The organism is Brevibacterium sp. 1718, assembly GCF_051131255.1.
Classification (GTDB): domain Bacteria; phylum Actinomycetota; class Actinomycetes; order Actinomycetales; family Brevibacteriaceae; genus Brevibacterium; species Brevibacterium sediminis.
Map to the genome: position 1 here is coordinate 3990311 of NZ_CP186550.1, position 26295 is coordinate 4016605.

At 66.6% G+C, this 26295-nt stretch carries 23 protein-coding genes; 13 read left to right on the forward strand and 10 right to left on the reverse strand.

The genetic code is table 11. The annotated features are described in order from the left end of the window. Positions 1-103: 103 nt before the first annotated feature. From ACOZ9V_RS17910 to ACOZ9V_RS17920, 3 genes are all read right to left on the reverse strand, one after another. Entirely contained in the window at positions 104-838 is a 735-nt protein-coding gene (locus ACOZ9V_RS17910; RefSeq protein WP_139467467.1) for a response regulator, read from the reverse strand. Between the two features lie 112 nt (positions 839-950). After that, positions 951-2861, reverse strand: a complete 1911-nt coding sequence (locus ACOZ9V_RS17915; protein WP_420096644.1) for a sensor histidine kinase — start codon at positions 2859-2861, stop codon at positions 951-953. 181 nt (positions 2862-3042) lie between these two features. Next, the gene (locus tag ACOZ9V_RS17920; protein WP_434592314.1) at positions 3043-4947 is read right to left on the reverse strand and encodes an MOSC domain-containing protein; all 1905 of its coding nucleotides are present in this window, start codon (positions 4945-4947) and stop codon (positions 3043-3045) included. A gap of 113 nt (positions 4948-5060) precedes the next feature. On the opposite strand from ACOZ9V_RS17920, the gene ACOZ9V_RS17925 reads away from it, so the two are divergent. The 3 genes from ACOZ9V_RS17925 to ACOZ9V_RS17935 all read left to right on the forward strand — a co-directional run bounded on the left by ACOZ9V_RS17925 (position 5061) and on the right by ACOZ9V_RS17935 (position 7989). Next, a complete protein-coding gene (locus ACOZ9V_RS17925) occupies positions 5061-5354 on the forward strand; it encodes a metal-sensitive transcriptional regulator (protein WP_062862662.1) in 294 nt (97 codons plus the stop codon). 86 nt (positions 5355-5440) lie between these two features. Beyond that, entirely contained in the window at positions 5441-5653 is a 213-nt protein-coding gene (locus ACOZ9V_RS17930) for a heavy-metal-associated domain-containing protein (protein ID WP_139909352.1), read from the forward strand. Further along, complete coding sequence (locus tag ACOZ9V_RS17935; protein ID WP_181271562.1) at positions 5653-7989, forward strand: heavy metal translocating P-type ATPase; 2337 nt, start codon at positions 5653-5655, stop codon at positions 7987-7989. Before ACOZ9V_RS17930 ends, ACOZ9V_RS17935 begins: the two co-directional genes overlap by 1 nt. A gap of 281 nt (positions 7990-8270) precedes the next feature. Here the strand turns inward: ACOZ9V_RS17935 and ACOZ9V_RS17940 are convergent, their stop codons facing one another. Continuing rightward, positions 8271-8552, reverse strand: coding sequence for a hypothetical protein (locus tag ACOZ9V_RS17940; RefSeq protein WP_139467472.1), 282 nt, complete (start codon positions 8550-8552; stop codon positions 8271-8273). Between the two features lie 484 nt (positions 8553-9036). On the opposite strand from ACOZ9V_RS17940, the gene ACOZ9V_RS17945 reads away from it, so the two are divergent. The 4 genes from ACOZ9V_RS17945 to ACOZ9V_RS17960 all read left to right on the forward strand — a co-directional run bounded on the left by ACOZ9V_RS17945 (position 9037) and on the right by ACOZ9V_RS17960 (position 13138). Further along, positions 9037-9582: a hypothetical protein gene (locus ACOZ9V_RS17945; RefSeq protein WP_139467854.1), complete on the forward strand. Its 546-nt coding sequence runs from the start codon at positions 9037-9039 to the stop codon at positions 9580-9582. Then, entirely contained in the window at positions 9582-10547 is a 966-nt protein-coding gene (locus tag ACOZ9V_RS17950) for a response regulator transcription factor (protein ID WP_139909354.1), read from the forward strand. Before ACOZ9V_RS17945 ends, ACOZ9V_RS17950 begins: the two co-directional genes overlap by 1 nt. Positions 10548-10551: 4 nt before the next feature. Beyond that, entirely contained in the window at positions 10552-11838 is a 1287-nt protein-coding gene (locus ACOZ9V_RS17955) for a sensor histidine kinase (RefSeq protein WP_139467474.1), read from the forward strand. 400 nt (positions 11839-12238) lie between these two features. Further along, positions 12239-13138, forward strand: coding sequence for a M15 family metallopeptidase (locus ACOZ9V_RS17960; protein WP_229664085.1), 900 nt, complete (start codon positions 12239-12241; stop codon positions 13136-13138). Positions 13139-13142: 4 nt separating this feature from the next. On the opposite strand, the gene ACOZ9V_RS17965 is transcribed toward ACOZ9V_RS17960, so the two are convergent. Next, a complete protein-coding gene (locus tag ACOZ9V_RS17965) occupies positions 13143-13760 on the reverse strand; it encodes a DUF1990 family protein (RefSeq protein ID WP_181271565.1) in 618 nt (205 codons plus the stop codon). Between the two features lie 190 nt (positions 13761-13950). Between ACOZ9V_RS17965 and ACOZ9V_RS17970 the strand changes: the two genes are divergently transcribed. Then, positions 13951-14403: a MaoC family dehydratase gene (locus ACOZ9V_RS17970; protein ID WP_139467477.1), complete on the forward strand. Its 453-nt coding sequence runs from the start codon at positions 13951-13953 to the stop codon at positions 14401-14403. 154 nt (positions 14404-14557) lie between these two features. Here the strand turns inward: ACOZ9V_RS17970 and otsB are convergent, their stop codons facing one another. Together otsB and ACOZ9V_RS17980 are read right to left on the reverse strand one after the other, a co-directional pair. Next, positions 14558-17203 (reverse strand): trehalose-phosphatase, encoded by a 2646-nt coding sequence (gene otsB, locus ACOZ9V_RS17975; RefSeq protein ID WP_181271567.1) that lies wholly within the window; start codon positions 17201-17203, stop codon positions 14558-14560. Between the two features lie 35 nt (positions 17204-17238). Beyond that, complete coding sequence (locus ACOZ9V_RS17980; protein ID WP_229664087.1) at positions 17239-18075, reverse strand: HdeD family acid-resistance protein; 837 nt, start codon at positions 18073-18075, stop codon at positions 17239-17241. Positions 18076-18199: 124 nt separating this feature from the next. Here ACOZ9V_RS17980 and ACOZ9V_RS17985 point away from each other — a divergent pair, with 124 nt between their 5' ends. The 3 genes from ACOZ9V_RS17985 (at position 18200) to ACOZ9V_RS17995 (ending at position 20400) form a co-directional block, all read left to right on the forward strand. Further along, positions 18200-18829, forward strand: coding sequence for an ArsR/SmtB family transcription factor (locus ACOZ9V_RS17985; RefSeq protein ID WP_181271570.1), 630 nt, complete (start codon positions 18200-18202; stop codon positions 18827-18829). A gap of 87 nt (positions 18830-18916) precedes the next feature. Then, the gene (locus ACOZ9V_RS17990) at positions 18917-20029 is read left to right on the forward strand and encodes a serine hydrolase domain-containing protein (RefSeq protein WP_181271571.1); all 1113 of its coding nucleotides are present in this window, start codon (positions 18917-18919) and stop codon (positions 20027-20029) included. After that, on the forward strand, positions 20026-20400 hold the full coding sequence (locus ACOZ9V_RS17995) for a hypothetical protein (RefSeq protein WP_181271573.1): 375 nt from the start codon (positions 20026-20028) through the stop codon (positions 20398-20400). Before ACOZ9V_RS17990 ends, ACOZ9V_RS17995 begins: the two co-directional genes overlap by 4 nt. A gap of 81 nt (positions 20401-20481) precedes the next feature. Here ACOZ9V_RS17995 and ACOZ9V_RS18000 read toward each other — a convergent pair whose 3' ends face one another. Beyond that, positions 20482-20940: a Rieske (2Fe-2S) protein gene (locus ACOZ9V_RS18000; protein ID WP_181271575.1), complete on the reverse strand. Its 459-nt coding sequence runs from the start codon at positions 20938-20940 to the stop codon at positions 20482-20484. Positions 20941-21062: 122 nt separating this feature from the next. Between ACOZ9V_RS18000 and ACOZ9V_RS18005 the strand changes: the two genes are divergently transcribed. Both ACOZ9V_RS18005 and recQ read left to right on the forward strand, forming a co-directional pair. Further along, positions 21063-22367, forward strand: a complete 1305-nt coding sequence (locus tag ACOZ9V_RS18005; protein WP_434592326.1) for an MFS transporter — start codon at positions 21063-21065, stop codon at positions 22365-22367. 89 nt (positions 22368-22456) lie between these two features. After that, on the forward strand, positions 22457-24292 hold the full coding sequence (gene recQ, locus ACOZ9V_RS18010) for a DNA helicase RecQ (protein ID WP_434592329.1): 1836 nt from the start codon (positions 22457-22459) through the stop codon (positions 24290-24292). 1 nt (position 24293) lies between these two features. On the opposite strand, the gene ACOZ9V_RS18015 is transcribed toward recQ, so the two are convergent. Next, complete coding sequence (locus ACOZ9V_RS18015) at positions 24294-24722, reverse strand: VOC family protein (protein WP_181271577.1); 429 nt, start codon at positions 24720-24722, stop codon at positions 24294-24296. A gap of 167 nt (positions 24723-24889) precedes the next feature. Then, positions 24890-25966, reverse strand: coding sequence for an IS110 family transposase (locus tag ACOZ9V_RS18020; RefSeq protein WP_434589899.1), 1077 nt, complete (start codon positions 25964-25966; stop codon positions 24890-24892). Positions 25967-26295 lie beyond the last annotated feature (329 nt).

The following is a 26295-nucleotide window of genomic DNA, read 5'->3' on the forward strand; positions in this document are numbered from 1 at the left end:
GGATCGACCCAACAATGCTTGCGGCGTCGGTCACGGGCGCGGTGACAGAGCGATCAGCCCGCGGCGTCGGTCACGGTCGGCTGCTCGCGCAAGTAATGCGCGGTCAGCCTGCGTCGGGGACGACGGTGTATTCGAGGACGGGACGACCGGCCGAACCGTATCGGGGACGGCGTTCGAGCATGCCGGCGTCGGCCATGGATTCGAGGTAGCGGCGAGCGGTGACTCGGGAGACCCCGAGCCCTTCGGCCAGCTCTGCTGCGGACTGGCCGGGATTCTCATCGAGCAGGCTCTTCACCTCGGCTTGGACCGCATCGGGCACTCCCTTCGCGGTCGCCGCCACGGTGTGCGTGCGCAGAGCCGAGATCGCTTTGTCGACCTCGGTCTGGGTGACCTCGCCGTCGTTCGAATCCCCGCCGAGGCGGTTGCGGAAGGACGAATACGCCTCGAGTTTGGATTTGAAGACGGGGAAGGTGAAGGGCTTGATGATGTACTGGGCGACGCCGTAGGACAGAGCCTCCTGCACGATCTGCATGTCCCGGGCAGCGGTGACCGCGATGATGTCGACGTCGACTCGTTGGCCGCGGATAGCGCGGCAGACCTGCAGCCCGTGCCCGTCGGGCAGGTTCATATCGAGGAGGACGAGATGGACGCCGGAGGGATCGAGGCCGTAGATCTGACCTGTGAGAGCAGCCATCGCTTGAGTGGCATTCTTCGCCACTCCGGCGACGTGATAGCCGTCGATGCGGTCGATGTACTTCGCGTGAGCACGGGCGGCGACCACCTCATCCTCGACGACGAGCACACCGATGCTCGATTCAGGCGCAGTTGTGTCCGACATGCCGCCAGTCTATCTTCACCCGTTTGACAGCGTCCCGGATCGTGTTGCAGTCCCGTCACATCCGGTTCCGGTCCACCTGGGAGGTGCCGGCACCACCGGCGATCACCCGCCCCTATCCGACCTGCCCGTCGCCGGACTGTCCGGAACCCGACCGGCCTGCCGCGGTCTGACCCGCATTCCCCGGGTCGGGCAGCCACACCGTGAGCACTGCGCCCTTGAATCGGTCGCAGTCCTCCCCGTGGCCCTGCACGTCGACGGCTCCCCCGAGGCGGCGGATCGCCTGCACGACCAGGGACAGCCCGACCCCGCGGGTGCCCGTCTGCTGGCGACCCTGTCCCTGGTCGGTCTCGACGCCATCGTGCTTCGTCGACCAGCCGCGCTCGAAGATCGCGTCGAGGTATTCCTCGTCGATTCCCGGGCCGTCATCGCTGACCTCGATCGTGAATCCGCCGGGACCGCCGGAGCCGGAGAGTTCGACATGGACTCTCTTGTCCTCGGGCAGTACGTCCTGCCGGCTCAGGGCGTCGAAGGCATTGTCGACGAGGTTGCCGAGGATCGTTGCGAGGTCGCGATCGTCCCCGCCGAGGTTGCCCGTGAGGTCCGCGGTGTCCACCGTCATCTCGATGCCCGCCTCGGCGGCTTGGGCGATCTTCGACAGCAGCAGCGCCGAGAGGACAGGATGGTCGAAGGTCATCGACCCGTCACCGTTGACCCGGTTGAGATCGTCGATGTCCTTGGCCGCGAAGTCGATGGCCTCGTCGACGTGCCCGGTCTCGAGCAGGGACACGACCATGTGCAGCCGGTTCGCGTATTCATGGGTCTGCGCGCGCAGGGAATCGGAGAAGGAGCGCACGGAGACGAGTTCGCCGGAGAGCTCGGCCAGCTCCGTGTGATCGCGCATGGTAACGACCCACGTGTCGCTGGCCGCCTCGGTGGGCTGCTGATTGACGACGAGGACACGGTCGTCGGTGTAGTGGATCTCGTCACGAGCCCAGCGTCCGGAAGCGAGCAGATCGTGCAGCGCCTCGGGCAGGTCGAGTTCGCGCAGCGGCATCTCCTCCGCCGAGGTGGGGCCCGAGTCCGCATCGTCGCCGGCGGGCGGCATGCCCAGCAGTTCCCGGGCCTCGGTGTTGATGAGCACGATCCCGCGGGCTCGGTCGACGAGCAGCAGTCCTTCGGAGACGGCCGTGAGCACGGAGGAGTAGAAGTCGAGCATGCTGCGCAGCTCGTCGGCACCGTAGTCACCGGTGACCCTGCGCAGTCCCCGCGATGTCACCCAGGACGAACCGATGCCGAGGACGAGGGTGAGGACGGCGATGCCGATGAGCCATTTGCCCTGCGCCAGGAAGCCTTCGCGGACCGAATCTGCGGAGCTGCCGACGATGACGGCGCCGACCACGGTGTCCGATCTCAGTCCGTCGACGCCGACGTGCTCGGCGTAGACGGGGGTGACGACGTACATGGTGCCGTCGGCCGGGCCGCCGTCGTTGATGAAACGCACGGTCGACCTGCCATTCTGCAGGGCCTGTCCGTCGACGGCCTGGGCCAGCTGGTCGATGGAGTCCTCGGGGATCTTCCCGGAATCCGCCGAGGCGGTCTTCGCTTCCAGCGCCTGCTGGCGTCCGGGTGAGCCCAGGGTCGGCGGCGTGAGGAGGAAGTCGATGGGCACGACCGCGGCGATGTCGAAGCCGTATTGGCTGATGACGTTGTCCAGCAGCGTCTGAACGTCGTCGCGGGATTCGGAATCGAGGTAGTCGTCCTGGCCGACGTCACCGGTTCCGACGAGGCCCAGTGACATCGAGATGTTGTCCGCGGCCGACCGCAGCAGGTCCTGTTCGCGCTTCGTGTTGAGTTGGGAGAGCTGAAGGTAGAGCAGACTCGTCGTGAGCACCATGATGCCCACGAGCATGATCGAGTTCGCGAACATGATCCGCCCGGCCGCGGAGAGGCGGACCCACCGACTCAGGCGACCCACCGGTCCGGCGGGCCCCTTCGACAGCACGGTGCGCTTCTTCTTCGGCATGGAATCCATTGTGCCACCCGCCCAGCCGCCGTCTGCCTGATCGGGCCGGGAGGTCATTCGGCGGGTTCAGAGGGCCGGCTGGGTCAGTCCGCCTGGTCAGTCAGCTGTGGTCGGCCTGCCGGGTTCAGAGCGCCAGGCTGGTCAGTCAGCCGCGCCATTCCGGCCGGTCGGCCTGCCGGGTTCAGAGGGCCAGACTGATGGGTCCGGCGGGGACCGCGGAGCACACGAGCACCTCGTCGCTCTCGACGCGGGCGGCGGGCTCGATCGGATAGAGCACGGACCCGGCGGCCAGGGACACCGAACAGGTTCCGCAGGATCCGCCTCGGCAGGAGCTCGGCGAGCGGAATCCGCGCGCTTCCAAGGATTCGAGCAGGGTGCCTTCCTGCGGCTGCCAGACGAAGCTCGTGCCCGATTCCTCCAGTGTCACCTCGGCGGGCGAGCATGCGGCGATAGCCTCGCTCATCCCCGTGTTCGGAGAGGCGAAGGCCTCCTGGTGGACGGCGGGAACGCCGGCCTCGTCAGCGGCGGCGAGTACGGCCGCCGTGAAGTCGCGGGGTCCGCAGACCATGACGTTGTCACAGCCGGCCACCCAATCCACGAGCTCCCGGTGGCCGGGTCGACCGGCCGTCGCGGTGTCGCGGTGGTGGGTCTCGACGGGCACGGCACCCGAGTGGGCACGGTCCTGCAGCCGGTTCCACAGGCAGGCGGTGCGGTGGTCGCGGTCGACGTGGACGAGGCGGATCCGGTCGGTGGCGGGCAGGTCGGCCAGCCCATCGCTGCGCAGCAGTCCGAGGCTCGGGGTGATGCCGATTCCCGCGGTGATCAGGGCCGTTGTGCCGCCGAAGACGCGGGAGGCGGTCATGGTTCCGTGCGGGCCGGAGGTGAGGATCCGCTGCCCCTCGTCCAGCGACGCCACGGCGCGGGAGCCCTTGCCTTGGGTGCGCACGGCGATGCGGACGATGTCGCCGTCGACGTCGGTGATCGTATAGGTTCGCCAGAACGGTGCGCCGAGGTCGAGATGGACGCGCAGGTTCGTGCCCGGTTCGTCGAATTCGCGGATCCAGCCGAGGTCGTCGCGCAGGGCCACCTCGACGATGTCGTTGCAGATCTGCCGGCGGCCGACGACGGTCATGAACCGCGGAGTTCGTGCGACCTTGACCAGTTCCCGCGGGGCCGGGCCTTCGACCGTGATCTCGTCGCCGGCCGCGACATCGCCGGTCTCGAGGGTCTGCCCGTAGATTCCGCAGTGCAGATGCCCGCAGGCGGAGTTGAGCAGACGTGGGACGTTGACGTCGACCTCGGTGGTCGTCGGGTTGACGGTCGTCGCCGGGCAGCGTTCGATCGTCGAACGGATCGCCAGGCGCACGCCGCCGAGGCGGATGATCGAACCGATGAGCGCGAACTCCTCGAACGGGGCGAGTCCGTCGACGAGGATGTTGCCGCGGAACCGCAGCGGGTCGAGCTCGGCTGCGGGAGTGGCCGGGTCGTCCGTGTCCGCCGGGTCGACCGCCGTACGACCGGCAGCTTCCGCGCTCAACCCGAGGGCCGCGCGGCCCTCGTCGGTATCGGCGATCGCGGCGACCGTGGCCGGGTTGATGAGCGAGATTCCCGAGCGCTGCGAGTCGAACATCCCCTGATCGGCGACGGCCAGGCCGCGCGGGAATGTACCCTGAGGGGGTATCCGCTCGGAGAGGAACATCGCCGAGGCGGCCCTGCCCTCTTCGTCATCAGTGGAGAAAGTCGTCGACTCCCCCGTCGGGGCCGTGAGGGTCACGGTCGCGGAAATATCGTCGACCGCCTCGGCGGGGGCGCTCCGGCCATCCGGATCAGGTCCGGGCGCGGATTCGGCGCCGACCGCCTCGGGGAGGGTCGTTGCGACCTGCCATTTCTGCAGGTCGGTGTCGTTCTTGAGCACGGTGAAGGCGGAGTACGAGTGCCAGGCGTCGGCGGGGACGTCGAGGCTGCCATTAGTGAACGCCGCGATCCGGTCGCCGCGGATTCCGCGGTCCTTGACCACTCGGGCCTCGGTGAGCTCCTCGGCGGGGAATCCCTTGACCGGGAACCGGAACAGTCTGGCAGCACGCATGATTCGATTGTAGGAGCCGGAGAACACGTCAGGGTCAGGGTGAGAGCAAACGCACAGCCGCCTCGGCGAGGATCGACCTTGATTTATACCCCATAGGGGTATACGGTGTGATTATGACTGAGCAACATGGATACACCCCGCAGAAGGACGCTCTCGCACGGAGGATGAAGCGGATCGAAGGTCAGGTCCGCGGAATCGGGAAGATGATCGATGAGGACAAGTACTGCATCGACATCCTCACCCAGGTCTCCGCCGCGACAGCCGCGCTGCACGCGGTCTCGATCAACCTCCTCGAAGAGCACATAGCTCACTGCGTGGTCGACGCCGCCTCATCGGGCGACGACGAAGAAGCGCGGAAGAAGGTCGAGGAGGCATCAGCCGCCATCTCCCGACTCATCAAGAGCTGAGCGGAGGGCCGCGTCCGCCCGACTGGGGTGCGACGACGCCTGAGGCTCTGACATCGGGAAGCACTCACAGCTGATTGGAGAGCACAATGACGACCACCACCATCACCGTTTCGGGAATGACCTGCGGACACTGCGAAGCCGCGGTCAAGGAAGAGCTCGGCGCACTTGCGGGCGTCTCGGACGTCGCGGTCGACCTCAACGCCGGGGGCGATTCCCCGGTCACGATCACCTCGTCGGACGCACTCGACGATGCGGCGATCCGTGCCGCCGTCGATGAGGCCGGCTACGAGGTGAAGTGATGCCTCGCGAGCTCGAGCTCGACATCACGGGCATGACCTGCGCGTCGTGCTCGGCGCGGATCGAGAAGAAGCTCACCCGCCTCGACGGGGTCACGGCGGAGGTCAACCTGCCCCTGGAGACCGCGCATGTGGTCATCGACTCCGAACTCAGCGACGACGACATCACCGACGCCGTCGAGAAGGCCGGCTACGGTGCCACGGTGCGCAGCCCCGGCGCGGGCGGTGCCGGTCCGGAGATCGTCGACTACGATCCCCGCCACCTGCGGCCGCGCTTCGCAGGCGCCCTCATCCTGGCCGTGCCGATCGTCGCGATCTCGATGGTCATGAGCTGGCACTTCACCGGGTGGCAGTGGATCGTCGCGATCCTCGCCCTGCCGGTCGTCACCTGGGGCGCGTGGCCGTTCCACTCGGCGGCGTACAAGGCTGCCCGCGGTGGATCGACGACCATGGACACCCTGGTCAGCGTCGGCATCACCGTCGCGAGCCTGTACTCGTACTTCACGCTGGGCCGGGCCGTCGCCGACGGTCACGGCTGGGCGATTCCCGCCGAGTACCACGTGTGGTTCGAGGCGGCCGCGGCGATCACGGTGTTCCTGCTCATCGGCAAGCTCACCGAGGACCGGGCGAAGAGCCGGGCGACGGCAGCGCTCAAGGCGCTGCTCGACCTCGGCGCGAAGTCCGCGACCGTGCTGCGGGAGGGTGCCGCCGCGGACAGTGGGGCCGCTTCGGGCGGGGCTGCTGCGAATGGCGGCCGTGTCGAAGTGCAGGTGCCGATCGATGAGCTGACCGTCGACGATGTCTTCCTCGTCCGCCCCGGCGAGAAGATCGCCACCGACGGCGAGGTGCTGACCGGTCATTCGGCCATCGACGAGGCGATGCTCACCGGCGAATCCGTGCCGGTCGAGGTCGGCCCCGGAGATTCCGTCACCGGCGCCACGATCAACACCTCCGGTGCGCTCGAGGTCCGTGCCACCCGAGTGGGTGCGGACACGACGCTGGCGGCCATGGCCGATCTCGTCTCTCGTGCGCAGAACGGCAAACCTGCCGTGCAGCGGCTGGCCGATCGGATCTCGTCGGTGTTCGTGCCGATCGTCTTCGGCATCGCCATCCTCACCCTGCTCATCTGGGGCTTCGTCACCGGTGAGTGGGCGGCGGGGCTGCATGCGGCGCTCACCGTGCTCATCATCGCCTGCCCCTGTGCCCTGGGTCTGGCCACGCCGACGGCTCTCGCGGTCTCGTCTGGACGCGGATCCCAACTGGGCATCCTCGTCTCCGGGCCCGAGGCGCTGGAGTCGACGCGGTCGATCGATACGGTCGTCCTCGACAAGACCGGCACCCTGACCACCGGCGTGATGCGCCTGACCGGAACCGAGCTCTCGCCCGCGGACTTCGATGTCCTGGCCCGATTGGAATCGCGCAGCGAACATCCGATCGCCCGCGCCATCGTCGACGCCGCGCCCGAGATCGTCGGGACGGGTTCAGCGGGAGCCGCCGCGACCGAGTCTGTCTCGACCGGGGCTGCCTCGACTGAGCCGGATTCAATGGGATCGGCCGAGGATTCGGCCAGGGCCGCCTCGGCGAGGTCGGTCGAAACCGCGACCGGGTCATCGGTCACGGAGTTCGAGAACATCGCCGGCGGCGGACTGCGGGCCACGATCGACGGCGCCGAGGTGCTCGCCGGTCGCCCTGATCTGCTCCGGGAACGCGGAATCGCGGTCGACTACCCGACCGATTCGATTCCGCGTGGGGCCACGATCGTCGCACTGGCGATCGACGGTCAGTTCCGCGGGTTGAGCTTCGTCTCCGATGAAGCCAAACCGACGGCCAAGGCGGCGATCGACGAACTGCATTCGCTGGGACTGAGCACCGTGCTCCTGACCGGGGACAATGCTCAAGCCGCCGAGGTGGTCGCCGAGGCTCTCGGGATCACCGAGGTCCGCGCGGATGTCCGCCCGGAAGGCAAGGTCTCCGTGGTCAGCGAACTGCAGGGGCAGGGCCGGGCCGTGGCCATGGTGGGCGACGGGGTCAACGACGCCGCCGCACTGGCCGGTGCCGATCTCGGCATCGCGATGGGGTCGGGCACGGATGCGGCGATGGCGGCTTCGGATGTCACCATGGTCAAGTCCGATCCACAGCAGATCCCGCAGGCGATCCGCCTCTCGCGCCGAACCTTGGGGCTCATCAAGGGCAACCTGTTCTGGGCCTTCGCCTACAACACGGCAGCGATCCCGATCGCGGCGTTCGGTCTGCTCGACCCGATGATCGCCGGTGCAGCGATGGCGTTCTCGTCGGTGTTCGTCATCCTCAACAGCCTCCGCCTGCTGCGCTTCAGGTAAGCGCGGCGGGGCCCTCCGGCGACGGAGCTGCGGCGGGCACACGTCGGCCGCACAGCGGTAACCGACAAGCTGCCTCTTCCCGGACTGCGAGCATCCCCCACTGAAAGCGCCATAACACCCTGCAGGAGCAGGGCGTTATGGCGCTTTCGGTGTCTGATGCCTCAGCAGCTGTAGGAAGTGACAGTCACGCGAGGTGGTGCCGCGAGAGGGAAGTCGATGCCGGCGCCGCAGTGAACGTCTCAGCGGAGGGCCGGCGAGTCTCAGCGCAGGACTGGGGCGTCTTACCGCATGACCGGGTAGGACTGGTTCTGGTTCTGCGTATCCTTGCGCATCACCCAGTTGAGGTAGCTCGTGAAGCCCGACACCAGCACAAATGCGGCTCCGGCGTAGATGAACGCGTAGCCGAAGGCGCGGCCGTCCTGCCAAGCTCGAGTGACGATGATCGCGAGGACGAGAGTGACGATTCCGCAGACGGCGCCGACTTTGATCGCGTCCTTGTAGGACACCGTGCTGGTGGGCTTGCCGCCTGTGGACTTCTTCTTCGGGGTGTTCGTGGGCGCCATGCCGCTCATTCTACCGGTCCGACCTGAGAGCAGTCCCATCCTGTGGGCGAGATCAAATCTCGGTCGACCCCAACTGGAACTTCGATTCCACCGGCACCGAGGTGGGCCCCGCCGACCGTCCATCCCAAGCACCGAGGCGGCCACAAGACGCCTTGAGACCACCGGACGACACGACGGCAGGTGGATCCGACGACGGCGCTGAGCCCTCTGCGCCGATGATCAGGTGGACTACAGGCTCGGAACAGGCAAAAATGAGGATGTGCCCCTCACTGTCAGACGCGCCTCCGGGGAGGAGCTGCGCTCATTTCACTCCAGCCAGGCCCCGCCTGGCTGTGAATCATGCGCGGACACCACTGCACCGACGACCACCGCCGCAGGCGTCGCAGCCGTCGCAGCCGTCGGCCCCGGCCCCCTCGATATTCCCCACTCGGCATCCCCCCGTCGCACACTCCGCACCTTCACCGCACTCCTCCTCGCGGCAATCATGACTCTCACTGTCACAGCCTGCGGCCCCGATCGCGGCCTCAAGGTCTCCCCCGAGGGCAACCCCTCCCCCTCTCTCTTCGCCCCCAACACCGAGGCAGCCGGCCAGGCGAACGAACCGTTCTCGCTCGACGAGGTCCGCAAGGCCATCGAATCGTCCTCGGGAATCGCCGTCACCGGCAGCGCCACGGAGACCGCCAAGGTCGTCGCCGACTGCAAGGACTGCCTGAAGTTCGCGTCGCCGTTCCTCAGCGGCAAACAGAAGTTCCAGCTGGTCACGGTGGCCAACCCCAAACAGCGGAATGAGATCATCGCCGGCGCTGTCATCAGCGAACAGAAGGGCGAGCCCCGCCTCGAGCTCATCGCCACGGGCAATCAGCTCAAGGTCAGTCCCGGCAGAAATGGGACACTGGTGGTGCAGGAGGCCATGTTCGCTGACGGGGACAAAGCATGCTGCCCCTCCGGCTGGTCGGTGCAGGTGTTCCGCCTGCACGACGGTAGGTTTGAACCAGGTCAACGCTTCACGCGGCTTAATGGAGAAACGTAATGCACATAGTTCTGGTCGAGGATGACGAGGTCATCCGCGAAACGACGCAGATCGGACTCGAACGCTTCGATTACACGGTCTCGGCCTTTGCCGACGGCCGCGAGGGCTACGAGTTCGTCTCCGCCAACGGCGCCGACGTCCTGCTTCTGGATCTCATGCTGCCGACGATGAACGGCGCGTCCATCTGCCGTGCCGTGCGCGAGCGTTCGACGATCCCGATCATCATCATCTCCGCCCGTTCCGATGCCATCGACATCGTCCAGGCGCTCGAGGCCGGAGCCGACGACTACCTCACCAAACCCTTCGACATGCAGGTGCTCAACGCCCGCATCCGCGCGGTCGTTCGTCGATTCATCACCACCGGCACCGACCGGTTCGGCTATTCCCCCGCCCCCGAGGCGGATGAGCATCACGAAACCGTCATCGGTCCCGGCGGCATGGTCACCGGCGACGGCATCCCCGAGGTCCTCGGCGCCAGCCCCGGAATGGACACCCGGGATCGGCTGCGAGCGCAGCTCGAATCCGATGACACCTACCTCGGTGCCGGTGGGAAATTCACCACCGCCCCCGAGACGGATGACGACGAAGAGGCGATCGGCGGCACCGGGGTTCCACCCCGCCCGAGCGGCACGCCCACTGTGGCCCAGGAACCGTCCGGCTCCGACGGCGGGCTGGGTCCGTTCCGCACACGACTGGGATCCCTCGTCCTCGACACCGGCCGGCTGACCGTCGAGGTCGACGGAGAGGAAGTCCACCTCACCCCGACCGAGCTGCGCGTCCTCCTGCTGCTGACCGAGCAGCCCGAACATGTGTACTCCCGGGAGAAGATCGCGTTCACGGTGTGGGGATACGAATGGGCCGGTGACTCCCGCGTCGTCGACGTTCACATCCAGCGCCTGCGGAAGAAGATCGGGGCGAACATGATCGAAACCGTTCGCGGATTCGGTTACCGCTTCGCAGGCTGATCGCATGTCGCTGCGCTGGAAGATCTCTCTGCTCATCGTCGCCTCGGTGATCATCGCCGTGCTGTCGTGCTCGATCGTGTTGCGCCAATCCGCCGCACGAGCCGAGGACGACCGGATGCGTTCGACCGTGACGGAGCAGCTGACGAATGCGACGGCCATCTTCTCCGAAACCGGAGTGCTCACCCTCAATGCCCGCATCGACGATCCGGAGCTGCCCAAGGAAGCGCGCAAGTCCGCGCTCAAGGGCCAGAGTGTGACGATCCGGTCCGAGGTCGACGGTGAGGAGATCGTGTGGGCCGCCGCCCCGATCGAGGTCGGTTCGCACACCCAGGTGATCTCCGTGCGCGCCTCGACGAAGGACAGCCAAGAGCTCATCGGCCGCATCGACCAAGCACTGCTGGTGGGCATGATCGGCTCCGCCCTCGTTGTCGGCGGTGTGGGATCGATCGTCGCCGGCCGCATCTCCCGCAGGCTCACCCTCGGCGCTCAGGCTGCCAGGAAGATCGCCGCCGGGGACACGACGACGCGCATCGCCGATGTCATCGACGAATCCGATCAGGAGGTGTGGGCCTTCGCCACTGCCGTCGATACCGCGGTAGCCCGACTGACCGAACGCATCGACTCCGAGCAGCGCTTCACCGCCGACCTTGCGCACGAGATGCGCACCCCGCTGACCGGTCTGGTCAACGCCGCCAACCTACTCGAAGAGGATTCCCGCCCGGCCGAACTCGTCAAGGACCGGGTCGTGCGCATGCAGGTCCTCGTCGAAGATCTCCTCGAGGTCTCCCGCCTCGACGCCGGCCGCGCCAACCCGGAGTTCACCCGCGTCGACGTCGATCAGGCGATCCGGTCCCTGCTGGGCACGATGGAAGCCTCGGGTGCCCTCGCCGGTCATCAGATCGACACCCATCTGGCGGCGCTGAATTCGACGCTGGTCACCGATGTCCGCCGTTTCGAGCGCATCGTCTCGAACCTGCTCGTCAATGCGATCAAACACGGTGGAGATCCCATCCGCCTGGAGACGAGCACGCGCAGCATCGTCGTCACCGACTCCGGCTCCGGCTATCCACCGGACATCGTCAACACCGGCCCGACCCGTTTCGTCTCCGCCGGCGGCGGCGGAATGGGCCTCGGTCTCGTCATCGCTCAGGGGCAGGCTCGGCTGCTCGGCATCACGCTGATCTTCAGTAACGACCCCGTAACGGGAGGCGCGCGAACCGAGGTGATCTTCCCTGACGAGGAGGCCCAGGATCGCGCGCTCCGGGAGTACATCGAGAGCCGATCCGAATGATTTCGCCGAGGCGGCCCCTCAACTCCATTCAGGGCGCTGACCTGGTCTGTTGCCCGGATTCCGAGGTTTCGCTGGACCCAGCCTGGACAACGGCTGACCGACCGCGAGTGCGACTCGTCACCAAAATATGACAGGTTCTATATATTCCCGTTACACTTTTGTGATGTTGTATTGAAGTCGTCGAAACCTCGGCGGTCTTCGACGAGTCACAGTCACACGGAGAGTTATGTCAGAGTCATCATCGACCACAGAACCAACGGTGCGTCGACGGGATCTGCACAGGCGTCGCTCATCGTCCCCGTTCTCACGCGCACGCACCTCGTCGCGCAGCACCGGGGCACCGACCGCGCCTGCATCCACTGACTCTTCTGCCGAGTCCCTGTCGCCCAGGCGCGCAGCAATGGCCGACGAGGCGCGGGCCGCTCAGGCGTCTCCGCGTCGTGCCGCAATGGCGCGTGAAGCAGCCGCGGTCCCCACGACCTTCGGCTCACCGTCTGGCTCGTCTTCGTCTGGCTCGTCTGCCCGTCGGGTCAGCGCGGGAGCCGCCGAGAGCCGCGGGTCCGATGGTGCGCTGCTCAAGTCCGTGCGCAAGAAGAAAGTGCGGACCGTCTCGACTCTGGCAGCCGTTTCCGTGGCGGGTGCCGCCACTGCGGTGACCATGCTGGTCAACAACCTCAGCGGAGGTGCCGAGGTCAAGACCGACCCGACCGCTGCCGGTGAGCCCGCCGCCATCAATGCTGAGAAAGTCAACGCCGACGTCCCGGAAGTCAAGGGAAAGTCATCGATGGAGATCGGCGTGCCGAGCGCCAAGCAGAAGAAGGTCGAAGCCGCGTCCCGCGCTGTTGAGAAGAGCGCCCTGCCCGGCTGCGATGCGAAGCAGAACTTCGACCAGTCCGCCGGCAACGGCGAACTGCCCGACGAGTGGCTGTGCGACCTCGGCAAGGAAGACCACCGACTCCGCGCCGACGCCGCTGTCTCCTTCGCGAAGATGAATGCCGCGTACAAGAAGGACACCGGCAAGGAGCTCGAGATCACGGACTCCTACCGCGACATGGCCGGACAGCTCTCGGTCGCCGGCCGGAAGCCGGGGCTGGCCGCCAAGCCGGGCACCTCACTGCATGGTTGGGGAATCGCACTCGACCTCGGCGGCGGAGTCGCCAACAAGACCGGAGCCTGGAACTGGCTCGTCGAGCACGGAGACGAATACGGCTGGGAGAACCCCGACTGGGCCAAGGCAAGCATGTACGAGCCGTGGCACTGGGAATACACTCCCGCCCGCGACTCGATTCCCGGCAAGTGATCGATCAGCGGCGCAAGGCTCGTCCGTAGCGCCGGCGGTAGATGATCTGAGCGAGCCGGACGAACGGTTCGCCGAGTCTCCAGATGCCCAGCCCCGCCCGCGAGACCGATCGCAGGACGAGGAAGACCCGGTCATCGGCGGTGCGGATGAGGATGAATGACTCCTCTCCGGTGATCGGATGTCCCGGCTTCGTGCCATAGGTGAAGCCGCATCGGTCCTCCGCTTCGAAGACGTCGATGACTCGTGAGGGCTCAGGCAGGCGGAAGGGCCCGAGGCGCACGCCGATCGTCGGCTCCTGCCCCGGCTCCACACGAGGCGGCCTACCAGGTCTCACTCCGTCCGCGCGAGCGTCGACATCGGCCGTCGACTCCGCTCCAGCCGCTCGACTGACCGTGTCCGCACTTCCGACGAGGACGTCGCCGACGTCCACCTCGATGTCGAAGCCGCTGCGGATCTTGACCTCCCAGTGCAGTAGCTCCTCGGCGCAGCGCTCGAACGTGTCTGTCCCGTGGCCGACGAAGTACGCGGATTCGAAGTGACGGTAGCCGTCGGGACGTTCCAGCCACCTCGGCGAGAGGGGATGCGTCAGCGTCTCCGGGCGCTCCTGTGATTGTTCGGCCATGCCTCCAACCTAACGGACTTGAACCGTCAACCGAACGGACTCGGACCGTCAGCCTAACGGACCCGGACCGTGGGACTCACAGTCCGGACGGCTGTGCGGCGTCGACCGGACGGCCACGTATGATGCCAAGAACAGCGGACCTCAATCGAATGTCCGCTCAGCATCTGAGCCAGGATCAAAGGAGAACCACGTGCGCACAATCAACGGCATCGACGAAATCGAATCGCTCATCGGCCAGGAGCTCGGCTCCTCCGAATGGATGACGATGGATCAGGACGCCATCAACACCTTCGCCGATGTCACCGGCGACCACCAGTGGATCCACGTGGACGAAACGCGCGCGGCCGAAGGGCCCTACGGTGCGACGATCGTCCACGGATTCTTCACCCTCTCGCTCATTCCGAAGTTCTCCACGGAGGTCTTCACGATCGAAGGCGTGTCGATCCGAGTCAACTATGGCCTGAACAAGGTCCGCTTCCTCCAGCCCGTCCTCGTCGGCTCCCGACTGCGCGGAACCATCAGCGTCAAGGACGTCATCCGCGGAGAGAAGGGCACGCAAGTCATCCTCGAACACACGATCGAGATCGACGGCCAGGACCGCCCCGCCTGCGTCGCCGAGGTGGTCACCCTCCTCGTCGAGTGAGCGAGGCTCGGTGCCACAGGACGGTCGGCTCCACCGAGTGCTGGTCGTCTGACGGCAGGATAAGTGTGCGCAGATTGCCCATTTCCAGCTCGGAGTTGGCAATCTGCGCACATTTATCGCGCGGACATGGTCCGCCGCGGCAGGCAGCGTTGCCTCAGCTCGGGCGGTGGGCGTCGAGCTGTTGGGCGACGCGGATGTAGCCGAGGTGTGAGTACGCCTGCGGGTGGTTGCCCAGGTGCATCTCGGCGACGGGGTCGTATTCCTCTGACAGCAGCCCGGTGGGCCCGAGCAAGTTGTCGACCTGCCGGAACAGATCCCAGGCGTCGTCGATGCGACCGACCTTGATGAAGGCTTCGATGAGCCAGGTCGTACAGATGTGGAATCCGCCCTCGAGCCCGGGCAGCCCGTCATCGTAGCGATAGCGGAACACCGTCGGGCCGACCCGCAGCTCGCGTTCGATCGCATCGACGGTGGACACGAAGCGCGGATCGTCGGCGGCGAGCAGTCCCGAGAGTCCGACGAACAGTGCGGCCGAGTCCAGGTCCGTCTCACCGTAGGCGACGGTGAATGCTCCGACTTCCTCGTTAAAGCCATGCGTGAGCACGTCGTGGGCGATCTCCTCGCGCAGTTGCCGCCACGCACCGGGCGGCTCACGATCGAACCGGTCCGCGATCCGCAGCGCCCGATCGACCGTCACCCAGCACATCACGCGCGTGTACACGTTGTGCTTCGGCGGACGCCTCGCCTCCCAGATCCCGTGATCGGCCTCGAACCACCGTTTGCCCACGGCCTCGACCATCTGACAGGTGAGCGTCCAATAATCCTCGGGCAACTCGCCGAGGTGGTCGCTGAGTTCGTCGAGGAGCTCCGTGACCGGGCCGAACACGTCGAGTTGGACCTGATGTTCGGCGGCGTTGCCGACCCGCACCGGCCGTGATCCGGCGTATCCGGGCAGGTGGTTGAGCACCGCCTCGGTGGTCAGGGCCGAGCCGTCGACGGCGTAGAGCGGATGCAGCTGTTCGGGTGAGACCGTGCGCTCGAGCACCCCCGACAGCCAGGAGAGGAATCCTTCGGCCTCACCGGTGGAACCGAGGGCGAGCAGGGCGCGGACGGTCATCGATCCGTCGCGCAGCCATGTATAGCGGTAGTCCCAGTTGCGGACGCCGCCGATTCCCTCGGGCAGGGAGGTCGTGGGGGCGGCGAGGACTCCGCCGGTGGGTTCGTGGCACAGAGCGCGCAGGGTGATCGCGGAGCGGATGACCTCTTCGCGGTGGTGACCGGGCAGAGTCAGTGATTCGACCCAGTTCGTCCAGAAGTTCAGGGCGCGTTCGCGCACATGATGCTCGCCGCCGGTGGCCATGTATCCGGCGTCGCCCGTGCCCGTCCCGCAGGCGAGGACGAGGACGACGGATCCGCCGGGCTGCTGCGAGGGGACGACGGTCGCCTCGGCGGTGTGGGAGTCGCCGTTCTCGACGATGTCGAAGTCGATTCCGGGGGCGTGGAGTTCGATCGGCTCGGCGGTGCCGAGCACCGCCACACCATCATCGGACCGGGTCATGCGGGTGGGAACCGTGGCGTAGTCGAGCCTGGGTGCGAAGCGGATGCGGGTCGGGGTGTCGCCGGTGAGCACGCGGACGACGATCGTGTCATCGCTGTGCCCGTCGACGGGAGCGAGGTAGTCGACACAGCTCAGTCCGGCCCACCGGGTCTCGAGCAGGGTCGAGTTCCCGAGGTAGCGCTGGGTCAGCGGGGCGGCCCCGTTGGCCGGTGCCACGGCGAAGAATCCTGCCGCCTCGGAGCCGAGGATCTCGGAGAACATCGACGCCGAATGCGGCAGCGGGTGCGGCATCCAGCAGATGCTGCCGGTGGGGTCGATGAGCGCGGTCGACTGTCCGTTGCCGATGAGGCTGTGCCGCTGGATCGGGGTGGCGCGGCGGCCGAAGAGCCAGGACTTGCGCAGCTCGAACAGGGCACTGAGGACGGTGGAGACCTCGGCCGGTGAGTCCAGCCGGAAGTCGGCGTGAGTTGGTGCGGTCTGAGTTCCGACCTTGAGCCCGAGGTCATCGGCGCCGAGGGTTTCGAGAGCGAACTCGTCGGCGGTGTCATCGCCGATGAAGACGACGGCTTCCGCCCCTGTCTGACTGCGCAGACGGGTCAGCGCGTCGGCCTTCGACGACGGTACGACGGACAGGTCGATGACCTGCTTGCCGCGGGTGGGGTGGATCGGGTGGGCGTCGGCGAGCTTCTCGACGGCGGCTTCGATCTCCCGCCGGTCGGTCTCGTCGAGTCCGCGCAGGTGCACGGCCGCGCCGGTGGTCTTGTGCTCGATGACGTCGCGCGGCAGGGCGCGAGTGAGGTCGGCGCGGAAGTCGGCGAGGACCGCCCGCTGCTCTTCGGTGAGCGTGTCGATGGTGAATGTGTCGGTCTCACCGCCGTGGGACCCGAAGAGGTGGACCTCCCGGGGCAGGCGCGACATTGCCGCGAGGTCACGCAGACTGCGACCGGAGATCACCCCCGCCGAGGTGGACGGCAGCAAGGCGAGCGCGCGCAGTGAGTCGACCGAGCTCTCCAAGGGAAAGGCTTGGCTGGGGATGTCGACGATGGGGGCAATCGTCCCGTCGTAGTCGGTGGCCACCAGCAGCGATGGGGAACGGGAAAGTTCGAAGAGGCGCCGGAAGAGGACGGGGTCGAGTGCTCGGCTGGCTTCGGCAAGGTCGCCCAATAACTCGGAGGACCTCACCGAGGCGGCGATGGTGGCCAATCGGGATTCGGTTGCGCTCTCGTGCTCGACAGTGCTCATCTCACCTCGGGTGTCTCGGTTGGCTCGGGTGCCGGTCAGGGCTCTTTCTTCACTGGGGTATCGGTGTCCGGATCGTCCGGATCTCCGGGATCGGCCGTGCGATCGGCTTCGCCGGCGGCATCGGCTGGGTTCGACGTGTCCGCGGCATCGGACGAGTTCGCATCGTCGGCGGCTTCAGCGGCACCCGAGGGGGAAGCGTCGGCGGGGTCGGCCGCCTCGGCGGGGGAGTCGATCTGTTCGGGCAGGGCACCGAGCTTGGCCAGCTGACGGCCCTTGCTCAGGCGGGAGTAGCCGCCGATGATGAAGATCACGCCGGCGATGAGGGTCGCCGCTCCCGTGAAGCCGAGGATCGACAGGGCCTCCATGCCGTCGCCGAAGACGAGGATGATGCCGAGCAGGACGTGGACTCCGGAGGCGATGAGGAAGTCCGAGGCCATGGGCTGAGACCGCAGCTGCCGGTAGGCCCAGAATTCGAGAGCGCCGTGCAGCAGGGCCCAGATGCTCAGGGCCGCGCGCAGCTCGGCGGGCTGGTCGGCCAGGAAGAGGAAGACGATTGCCGGGATCGCGATGACGGCCTGCCCGAAGATCGCGGTGCGCACGTTCAAGGCCGAGCGCACGGCCTGGAAGACCAGGGCCAAGGCGAAGAGGATGAGGTAGCCGATCGCGAGGTGGTCGACGACGTCGGTCGGCAGGCTCAGCTGCAGCGGATTGCTCGAATCGCGGGGCCAGAAGACGGTGACGATACCGAAGGCGACGCCGAGGACTCCGCGTACGACCATGGGCCAGCCGAGTCGACTCGCTGCGGCAATGGCCTGCGGGGCGGCTTCGTTACGCGGGGCTGTGGATTCGGTGCGCGGATCTTCGGTACTCATCACGGCACCAGTCTAGGTCGCCTGCCTGAGTCTGTCCGATCAGCGTCGGTTCAGGGTCGAGTGAGTGGCGGTTCTTCGCGTTTGATGCATTTACGTAATTACGTATTTCCTGTATTGTCGAAGCATGGAACCAACACCGTCGGCAGAAGATCGCCTCTCCGCTCTCGAACAGCGAGTCGCCGAGCTCGAGGCTGCAGCCGCAGAATCCTCTGCATCGCAGGAGCCCGGCGCGACGCCTCAGAAGGCGGACGGAACGTCGTCGATCAGAGCGGAATCACCGGCGCCATCCGGTTGCCCGGAATCGTCAGTCCAACCCGCCGCCGGGAACACAGCCCTGCCGGGCGACACCGAGACGTTCTGGGCGCTGCACGGGCTCGTCGACCACCTCGGCGAGGAGGGCGGAGTGACCTACACCGGGTACACGACTCCCCCGGGCGGCAGCGGTCCCGTGGCGTGGCAGATGGGTCTGAGCAGCGCAGGGCTGGCGCAGATCGATTTCGCCGAGGCGGCCGGATCCTTGGCAGCCCTCGGTCACCCGGTCCGCCTGCAGCTGCTCCAAGCGATCTATGAGGGCACGAGCACGGTGGCCGAACTGGGCAAGGACGAACGGTTCGGCACGTCCGGGCAGATCTATCACCATGTGCATGCCCTCGCCGGAGCCGGCTGGTTAGAGAGTGCCCGCCGCGGGCACTGGCGCGTGCCCGCTCAGCGAGTCGTTCCGCTGCTCACCCTCGTCCTCATCGGAACGCACTGACAGAACCTGTCGCCGGCGGGCCGCTCGCCCACTGCGCGACCCGGACCCGACCATCACCCATTCCACCCCTGCTGACCAGGAGGAACGATGACTGACTCCGATCTCAACCGCACATCTGCGGCTGCGGGACGGCCGCCTCGGCGAGTGTTGATTGCCGTGATCGCGGCAACCGTCACGGCTGCCGTGCTCGCGGCGATCACCCCGTGGCCGCGCGGCTTCCAGGGCACGCCGACAGGGGACGCCGAGCTCATGACCGAACTCGAGGACGCACTCGGCAGCCAGCATTGGCAGCACGTGGTCGCCGCCCGCATCGACGGCGACGAAGTGACTTTCGCGGGCACCGGAGCCGACGAGCACACCGAGTTCGAGATCGGATCGATCACGAAGACGTTCACGGCCGCGCTCTTCGCCGATGCGATCGAGCGAGGCGAGGTCGAGGCGGACACCCGCCTCGGCGAGATCTGGCCGAACCTGGAGGGGAAGGTCGCCGAGGTGACGCTCGAGTCGATTGCGATGCAGCGTTCCGGTCTGCCCTCCCAGGAACCCGCTCCGAGCTTCAGCGACGGGGTGATGAGCGTGCTGTCGAACTACCTCCACACCGACCCCTATCGCGGGGACGCCGGGGACATCGTGGCCAGCCTCGATGACGTGGAGGTCGGTGAACCCGAGCCCGAGTATTCGAACTTCGGGTTCGCCGTTCTCGGCCAAGCACTCGCCGAGGCGTCCGGGCAGGACTATGCCGAGCTCGTCCGTGACCGCCTCACCGAGCCGCTGGGAATGAAGGAGACGTTCGTCCCGGACTCGGCCGATGGGCTGTCCCACGGGTTCACGGCATCGGGGCTGCCGGCCGCCCCGTGGACCCTCGGTGGTGCGGCTCCGGCCGGGGCGATCCGGTCGACGACTCATGATCTGGCGATCTGGCTGCGGGCCGTCCGTGACGGGAACGCCCCCGGCGCCGAGGCGGCCGAACCCCGTGCCGATTTCGAGGATGACCGCATCGGCTGGGCGTGGTTCACGACGACGCACGGCGACTCGACCATCACTTGGCACAACGGCGGCACCGGCGGCTACCGGTCGTTCCTCGGCTTCGACCCGAAGTCCGGAGCCGGGATCATCGTGCTCAACGACTCCGCCAATGACGTCGACGCGGCCGCCGCACTCGTCGGGGCCGAAACTTCAGCGAAGGGAGAACGCTCATGAGTCCCGAACTCGTTTCGACGGTCATCGGGGCACTCATCGTGGCCTGGGGTGCGTTCACCGCGTGGCGAGCTCCCCACGCGGCATCCCGGATCGGGCTGCTCTCGGGGATCGTCACGGCGGTCGTGTTCATCCTGCTCATCCGCCTCATCACACCGTTCGGAGGCTGGGAGAGCTGGTTCATCTACGTCTGGCTGGCCGGAATGCTCGTCATCGTCGTCTCCGTCTTCCGGGCCGCACTCGTCTGGTCGGGCCTGCCGTGGCGGTCCGACGATGAGAAGTCACGTCGGAATGAAGCGAGCGGACTCGGCTTCTCCGCCCTGCTCGCGCTCCTCATCGCCGGAGCCCTCGTCCTCCCCGGGCTCTTCCTCTGACGGAGAGTGCCCGACTCCGCGAACGGCCGACCGCGGCGGGCTGCGTAGGCCGGCAGCGGCCCGCATCGGGCTCTACGTGCCCTACTGCCCCTTGACCGTCAACGTGCCGCCGCTTTCGGAGACGTCGTACTTCGGCAGCGGTTCCTCGGCCGGACCGGACATCACCTCTCCGGTGGTCACCGAGAAGTTCGAGGAATGGCACGGGCAGATGATGGCCTCCTCGGTGACCCGGGTGACCTGGCAGCCCTGGTGGGTGCACACCGATGAGAACGCGAAAAACTCGCCTTCCTTCGGCTGAGTGATCACGTACGTGTCCTCGATGACGGTGCCGGAACCGACGGGAACGTCGGAGGTCGGCAGGCTCGCATCCTTCGTCGGCTCCGCCTCCTCGTCGGACGAACACGCCGAGGTGGCCGCCACGGAGCCGCCGATGACCGCCACCGTTCCGGCCACGCCCGCCGTCTTCATCATGCGGCGCCGGCTCGGATCCGCCGGTGCGGCCTGGTCGGCTTCGGCGGGGCTGTTCGGGGTCGTCGTCATCGGAATCTGCTCCTTCTCGCGGGTGCGCACAATCCGCCATGCTCTCTGACGGGCATGGGCCTCGGCAGTTCCAGCGTACAATCGCAGTCGGTTCACCGCCTGCAGACACCTGTCAGGATCGAGTGGCACCCGACCGATCCTTGGACGACCTGGTCAACGGGTGCGGTGAGCCGCCTCGGCGAGAGACGATTGCGGACGGAGAAGGGGGTGCGGCAGTGGCCGACGAAACGGCGGCAGCACACCGGCCGCGACCGGAACCGCGCGTCGCGACGGGATGGGGTCTGGCCGCCTCGGTGTACGTGTTCACCGTCGTCATGATGGGCACCACCCTGCCGACGCCCCTCTACCCGCTCTATGAGCAGCGATTCGATTTCGGGACGGCGTTCACCACTCAGCTCTTCGCGATCTACGCGGTCGGGGTCATCGGCGCGCTCGTCGTCTTCGGGAGGCTCTCCGAGGGACTGGGGCGGCGTCCGATGCTCAGGCTCGGGGTGATCTTCTCGATCGCCTCGGCGACCCTCTTCCTCATCGGCTCCCACACCGGGCTGCTGCTCACCGGCCGGGTCCTGTCCGGGCTGGCTGCGGGGATCTTCACGTCCACGGCCACCGTCACCGTGCTCGAGAACGCCCCTGCCGGCCGCGAACGGCTCGCTGGTTCCCTGGCCACAGCGGCGAACATGGGCGGGCTGGGGCTCGGAATCCTGTCCTCCGGACTGCTCGCCCGCTTCGCTCCCTCTCCCCTGCTCACACCGTTCCTCGTCAACGCGATCATGCTGGTCATCGCCGGGATGGCGCTTCTCCTCGTCCGGGATCGGACGCGGGGCGGGGCAACGGCTGTGCGACTGCAGCTGCCGGGGATTCCCGCCTCGGCGAAACGGATGTTCCTGGCCGCCTCACCTGGGGCGATCACCGGATTCGCGGTGTGCGGGCTGTATTCGGCGATCGCGCCGAGCTTCATCGGACAGACCCTGCACGTGACGTCGACCGCGGCCACCGGCACCGTCGTGTTCCTCCTCTTCGGGGCCTCGGCGACCGCGCAGGTGCTGCTGCGCGGGATCAGCGACCGCCGGCTCATCGTCGGCGGGACCGTGACCATGATCGTGAGCATGGGCGCGCTCGTGTTCGCGCTCATGGCGGGGTCCCTGCCGGTGCTCATCGCCTCCGCGGTGCTGGCAGGAGCCGGGCAAGGACTCGTGTTCATGACCGGGATGCGCGCGATCACCGCGGTGACAGCACCCGAACGCCGCACCGAGGCGACCACCTCGTACTTCATCCTCGCCTACGTATTCAAGTCGGTGCCGGCCATCGGCGCCGGATTCCTCGCCGCCACGGTGGGACTGGCGAACGCGACCGTGATCTTCGCCGTCGCGGTAGCCGTGGTGTGCGTGTTGGGACTCGTGGCGGCACGGAGGTTCTCAGTGCGGTAGGGCCAGAGCTCCCGGGTGGTGGGGCCGTGCGGGGCCGCGGTCGTGCGGTGCGAAGATTCGGGTCAGTGACGTGAACTAGGGTGGGTGCCATGACCTCCGCAGCCACGACCTCCGCCCTCGATGTCCTCCACGATGTCTTCGGCTATGAGGAGTTCCGTGGTCAGCAGGCGGCCATCGTCGACCAAGTCGTCGGCGGCGGGGATGCGGTCGTGCTCATGCCCACCGGCGGCGGAAAGTCCTTGTGCTATCAGATCCCTGCCCTGGTCAGGCCCGGTACCGGCGTGGTCATCTCCCCGCTCATCGCGCTCATGGCCGATCAGGTCGCGGCGTTGGAGAACCTCGGTGTGCGGGCGGCATATCTCAACTCGTCTCTCGATTTCGATACCGCGCAGCAGGTCGAACAGCAACTGCTCGCCGGTGAGATCGACCTGCTCTACCTTGCGCCCGAACGTCTCGTCCTGCCGCGGACGATGCGGCTGCTCGAACAGGCGCAGATCTCCCTGTTCGCGATCGACGAGGCCCACTGCGTGTCGCAGTGGGGCCATGACTTCCGGAGCGATTATCTGGGGCTCGGCGTTCTGGCCGAACGATTCCCCGATGTTCCCCGCATCGCCCTGACCGCCACGGCCACCCCGGCCACCCATGCCGAACTCACCGAGCGCCTCCACCTCCAGGATGCCGAGCACTTCGTCGCGAGCTTCGACCGACCCAACATCACCTATCGGATCGAACCGAAGGCCTCGGCGAGGTCACAGCTGCTGAACTTCATCACCACCGAACATTCCGGCGACTCGGGCATCGTCTACTGTCTGTCCCGCCGCGGTGTCGACCAGCTGGCCGAAGCGCTGGCAGCTCGCGGCATCACCGCTCTGCCCTATCACGCAGGGCTGCCCGGTGAGGTGCGCGCGGAGAACCAGGCGAGATTCCTCCGCGAAGACGGCATCGTCATGGTCGCCACGATCGCTTTCGGCATGGGCATCGACAAACCCGATGTCCGCTTCGTCGCCCACCTCGACCTGCCACGGTCGGTCGAAGGTTACTACCAGGAGACCGGTCGCGCCGGCCGTGACGGACTGCCCGCGGATGCGTGGATGGTCTACGGACTCGGCGATGTCGTCTCCCAACGCCGCCTCATCGAATCCGGCGAGGGCGACCAGGTGTTCAAACGCCGTCAGATGAGCCACCTCGATTCCATGCTCGCCCTCTGCGAGACCGTCGACTGCCGACGCGTCCAGCTGCTGCGCTACTTCGACGAGGAATCCGCACCGTGCGGCAACTGCGACAACTGCATGACACCCCCGGTGACCTGGGACGCCACCGTCGCCGTGCAGAAGCTGCTCTCGGCGGTCATCCGACTCGATAGGGAATGCGGGCAGCGTTTCGGATCGGGCCAGGTCATCGACGTGCTGCGTGGCAACCACAACGACCGGTCCCGAGCCTCGGACCATGAGAGCCTGAGCGTCTGGGGCGTCGGCGAAGACCTGTCCGAGAGTCAGTGGAAGACCGTCATCCGCCAGGTGCTCGCCCGCGGACTCCTCGAATCCCACGGTGATTACGGGGTGCTCGTGATCGGTGAGGCCGCCGGCCCCGTCCTGCGCGGAGAAGAGGAGATCTCACTGCGTGTCGACCCGGTGAAGAAGGCAGGGTCGAAGAAGGCCGGATCCCGTCGCCGAGGCGGCCCCGAGGTCGAGCTCGACCCCTCCGATGCCTCCCTGTTCGAGTCCCTGCGCTCCTGGCGCGGAGAGCAGGCGAAGGAGCAGGGCGTGCCCGCCTACGTCGTGTTCCCCGATGCCACGCTCTACGGCATCGTCGATGTCAAACCGACGACGATCAGCGAACTCGGCCAGGTCAGCGGTGTGGGCTTGAAGAAGCTCGACCGCTATGGCGATTCCGTGCTCGAAGTGCTCGCCGCGCACGCTGGCTGACTCAGCCTTCGGCGAAGGCCTCGAGGCCCTGTTCGGCTGCCGTCGGGTCCATCCACATGAACTCGAGGATGTTGCCGTCGGGGTCGGTCATGCTGATGCCGTACATGAACCCGAGATCCTGCGGTTCCTTGTTCTCCCCACCACCGGCGTCGAGGATCGAGGCGCGCATCGCGTCGACCTCGTCGCGGGATTCGCGGCTGAGGGCAGTGAGCGCCTGAGCTGTGGTGTGCGGGTCGGCAATCGGTTTGTCCGTGAAAGTGGCGAGGTAGTCCCGGGTGAGGATCATGAAGAAGATGTCGTCGGTCCATCTGATGCACGACGACGCATTGTCATCGGTGAACTCGGGCACCACCTCGGCGCCGATGGACTGGTAGAAGGTCTTGGCACGCTCGAGGTCGGTGGTCGGAAGGTTGACGAAGATCTGCGTCATAACTGCTCCCTTGCAGTGACGGCGACGCATGAGCGGATGCGAGCCCAGACGAACCATGACAGCCGGACGGCTGAACGATGGGAGTCTGATTCTCTCCGCGCACCCACCCCAAGTCAACACCCTGCTACCTGACGGCGGCCCAGCAACCTCGATCCTTCTATGTCTTGTCAAGCGGGTTGAGGAACGGTATCTAGCGCGTTGAGGATCTTGTAGACCCGGCGCGCTAGATACCGTTTGAGGTTGCGCTTGATCTCCCTCTTGGATTTCTTCGTCGGTTCTTCACCGTAGTGGCGGGCCACGTAGTTCCTGGTCCGTTCGTCATGGACCATCCGGTTCATGATCACCGTGTGTAGGGCCCGGTTCAACTGCCGATCCCCGCCCCGGTTCAACCGGTGCCGGCGCGTGTTGCCCGACGACGCAGGTATCGGGTTCACTCCCGCCAGAGCTGCGAACGCGGCCTCGTTCCGCACCCGCCCCGGGTGGGACCACGCGGTGAAGCACACAGCGGCGCTGAATGGGCCGATCCCGGGCTCATCCAGCAAGGGTGCGGCCGGACTGGCTTCAACAAGCTCGGTGAGCCTGTCATGGTTGGTCTGCAGATCATCGTTCAAAGCGAGGACGCGTTTGGCCAGACGGATCGCTTCTTCCCGGGCGGTGGACAAGTCGACGTCTTCGTTGCGGGTTCGCCATTTCGCGATCTCGTCGACCTGGTCACTGTTCAATGACTTGCGGGCATCGATGCCAAGATCGATGGTGCGCACCAGCGCGGTCAGAGAGTTGATCGCACGAGTCCGTTCCGTACTCATCGCGTCCCGGGCTGACAGCAGGACACGCAGCGCCTGCCGGACACCTTCACCGTGACGCGGCCACCGCAGTTGATCGGCGTCGAGAGGCAATACAGATGCCGCGATCCGGCGGGAATCAAGCTCGTCGCTCTTACCGACACCGTGGCGGGCTTTGGCATCCATACGCCCGGCTTCGACTACCGGGTACCCGGCTGCGGCGATGTGTCCGGTCAGCACCGCACCGTACGAGGCCGCACCTTCAACGACCCAGAGGGTGTCGAGGTCACCGCTGGTGCGCCTGCCGGCCCAGGTGAGGGCTCGTTTGATTCCTGCTGACGTGGTGGGGAAGGAACGGGTTTCGACGAGAATTCCGGTGTTGGTGACGATGGAATACACGTGGTTTCTGGCGTGTGTATCAACACCGATGAAGAAACTGTATAAGTGCGCGACAATAGACATAGCGGTTCGAAGCTCCCTGTTTGACCGATGGGTTGCGTGGCCGCTTGCGGCCGGTACCGGTCCGGGTTAGAGATCACTTCGGAACAACACTGTGATGAGTCACACCCCCGGATTTTCGGGGGTGGACAGCCTTCTGATCAAGTTACCGATGTGCGCCGAGCTGGTGCCGGCCGCACCATCCATGTGATCGGACAAATCGAGGGCAAGACACCACGGTGTGAGTCAGCGCGAGGTGGAGTCACGATCACTGGACGGAGAGGCCAACACCTACTCTGCCAGCCAGTCCCAGACCAGCCACTGTCAATACTCACAGCGCGAGGTATCTGGGC

Excerpts from the sequence above, each read along its gene's own strand:
- ACOZ9V_RS17910 (WP_139467467.1), bottom strand. The coding sequence starts at position 838 with ATGTCGGACACAACTGCGCCTGAATCGAGCATCGGTGTGCTCGTCGTC.
- ACOZ9V_RS17915 (WP_420096644.1), bottom strand. The coding sequence starts at position 2,861 with ATGCCGAAGAAGAAGCGCACCGTGCTGTCGAAGGGGCCCGCCGGACCG.
- ACOZ9V_RS17920 (WP_434592314.1), bottom strand. The coding sequence starts at position 4,947 with ATGCGTGCTGCCAGACTGTTCCGGTTCCCGGTCAAGGGATTCCCCGCC.
- ACOZ9V_RS17925 (WP_062862662.1), top strand. The coding sequence starts at position 5,061 with ATGACTGAGCAACATGGATACACCCCGCAGAAGGACGCTCTCGCACGG.
- ACOZ9V_RS17930 (WP_139909352.1), top strand. The coding sequence starts at position 5,441 with ATGACGACCACCACCATCACCGTTTCGGGAATGACCTGCGGACACTGC.
- ACOZ9V_RS17935 (WP_181271562.1), top strand. The coding sequence starts at position 5,653 with ATGCCTCGCGAGCTCGAGCTCGACATCACGGGCATGACCTGCGCGTCG.
- ACOZ9V_RS17940 (WP_139467472.1), bottom strand. The coding sequence starts at position 8,552 with ATGGCGCCCACGAACACCCCGAAGAAGAAGTCCACAGGCGGCAAGCCC.
- ACOZ9V_RS17945 (WP_139467854.1), top strand. The coding sequence starts at position 9,037 with ATGACTCTCACTGTCACAGCCTGCGGCCCCGATCGCGGCCTCAAGGTC.
- ACOZ9V_RS17950 (WP_139909354.1), top strand. The coding sequence starts at position 9,582 with ATGCACATAGTTCTGGTCGAGGATGACGAGGTCATCCGCGAAACGACG.
- ACOZ9V_RS17955 (WP_139467474.1), top strand. The coding sequence starts at position 10,552 with ATGTCGCTGCGCTGGAAGATCTCTCTGCTCATCGTCGCCTCGGTGATC.
- ACOZ9V_RS17960 (WP_229664085.1), top strand. The coding sequence starts at position 12,239 with ATGGCCGACGAGGCGCGGGCCGCTCAGGCGTCTCCGCGTCGTGCCGCA.
- ACOZ9V_RS17965 (WP_181271565.1), bottom strand. The coding sequence starts at position 13,760 with ATGGCCGAACAATCACAGGAGCGCCCGGAGACGCTGACGCATCCCCTC.
- otsB (WP_181271567.1), bottom strand. The coding sequence starts at position 17,203 with ATGAGCACTGTCGAGCACGAGAGCGCAACCGAATCCCGATTGGCCACC.
- ACOZ9V_RS17980 (WP_229664087.1), bottom strand. The coding sequence starts at position 18,075 with ATGAGTACCGAAGATCCGCGCACCGAATCCACAGCCCCGCGTAACGAA.
- ACOZ9V_RS17985 (WP_181271570.1), top strand. The coding sequence starts at position 18,200 with ATGGAACCAACACCGTCGGCAGAAGATCGCCTCTCCGCTCTCGAACAG.
- ACOZ9V_RS17990 (WP_181271571.1), top strand. The coding sequence starts at position 18,917 with ATGACTGACTCCGATCTCAACCGCACATCTGCGGCTGCGGGACGGCCG.
- ACOZ9V_RS17995 (WP_181271573.1), top strand. The coding sequence starts at position 20,026 with ATGAGTCCCGAACTCGTTTCGACGGTCATCGGGGCACTCATCGTGGCC.
- ACOZ9V_RS18000 (WP_181271575.1), bottom strand. The coding sequence starts at position 20,940 with ATGACGACGACCCCGAACAGCCCCGCCGAAGCCGACCAGGCCGCACCG.
- recQ (WP_434592329.1), top strand. The coding sequence starts at position 22,457 with ATGACCTCCGCAGCCACGACCTCCGCCCTCGATGTCCTCCACGATGTC.
- ACOZ9V_RS18015 (WP_181271577.1), bottom strand. The coding sequence starts at position 24,722 with ATGACGCAGATCTTCGTCAACCTTCCGACCACCGACCTCGAGCGTGCC.
- ACOZ9V_RS18020 (WP_434589899.1), bottom strand. The coding sequence starts at position 25,966 with ATGTCTATTGTCGCGCACTTATACAGTTTCTTCATCGGTGTTGATACA.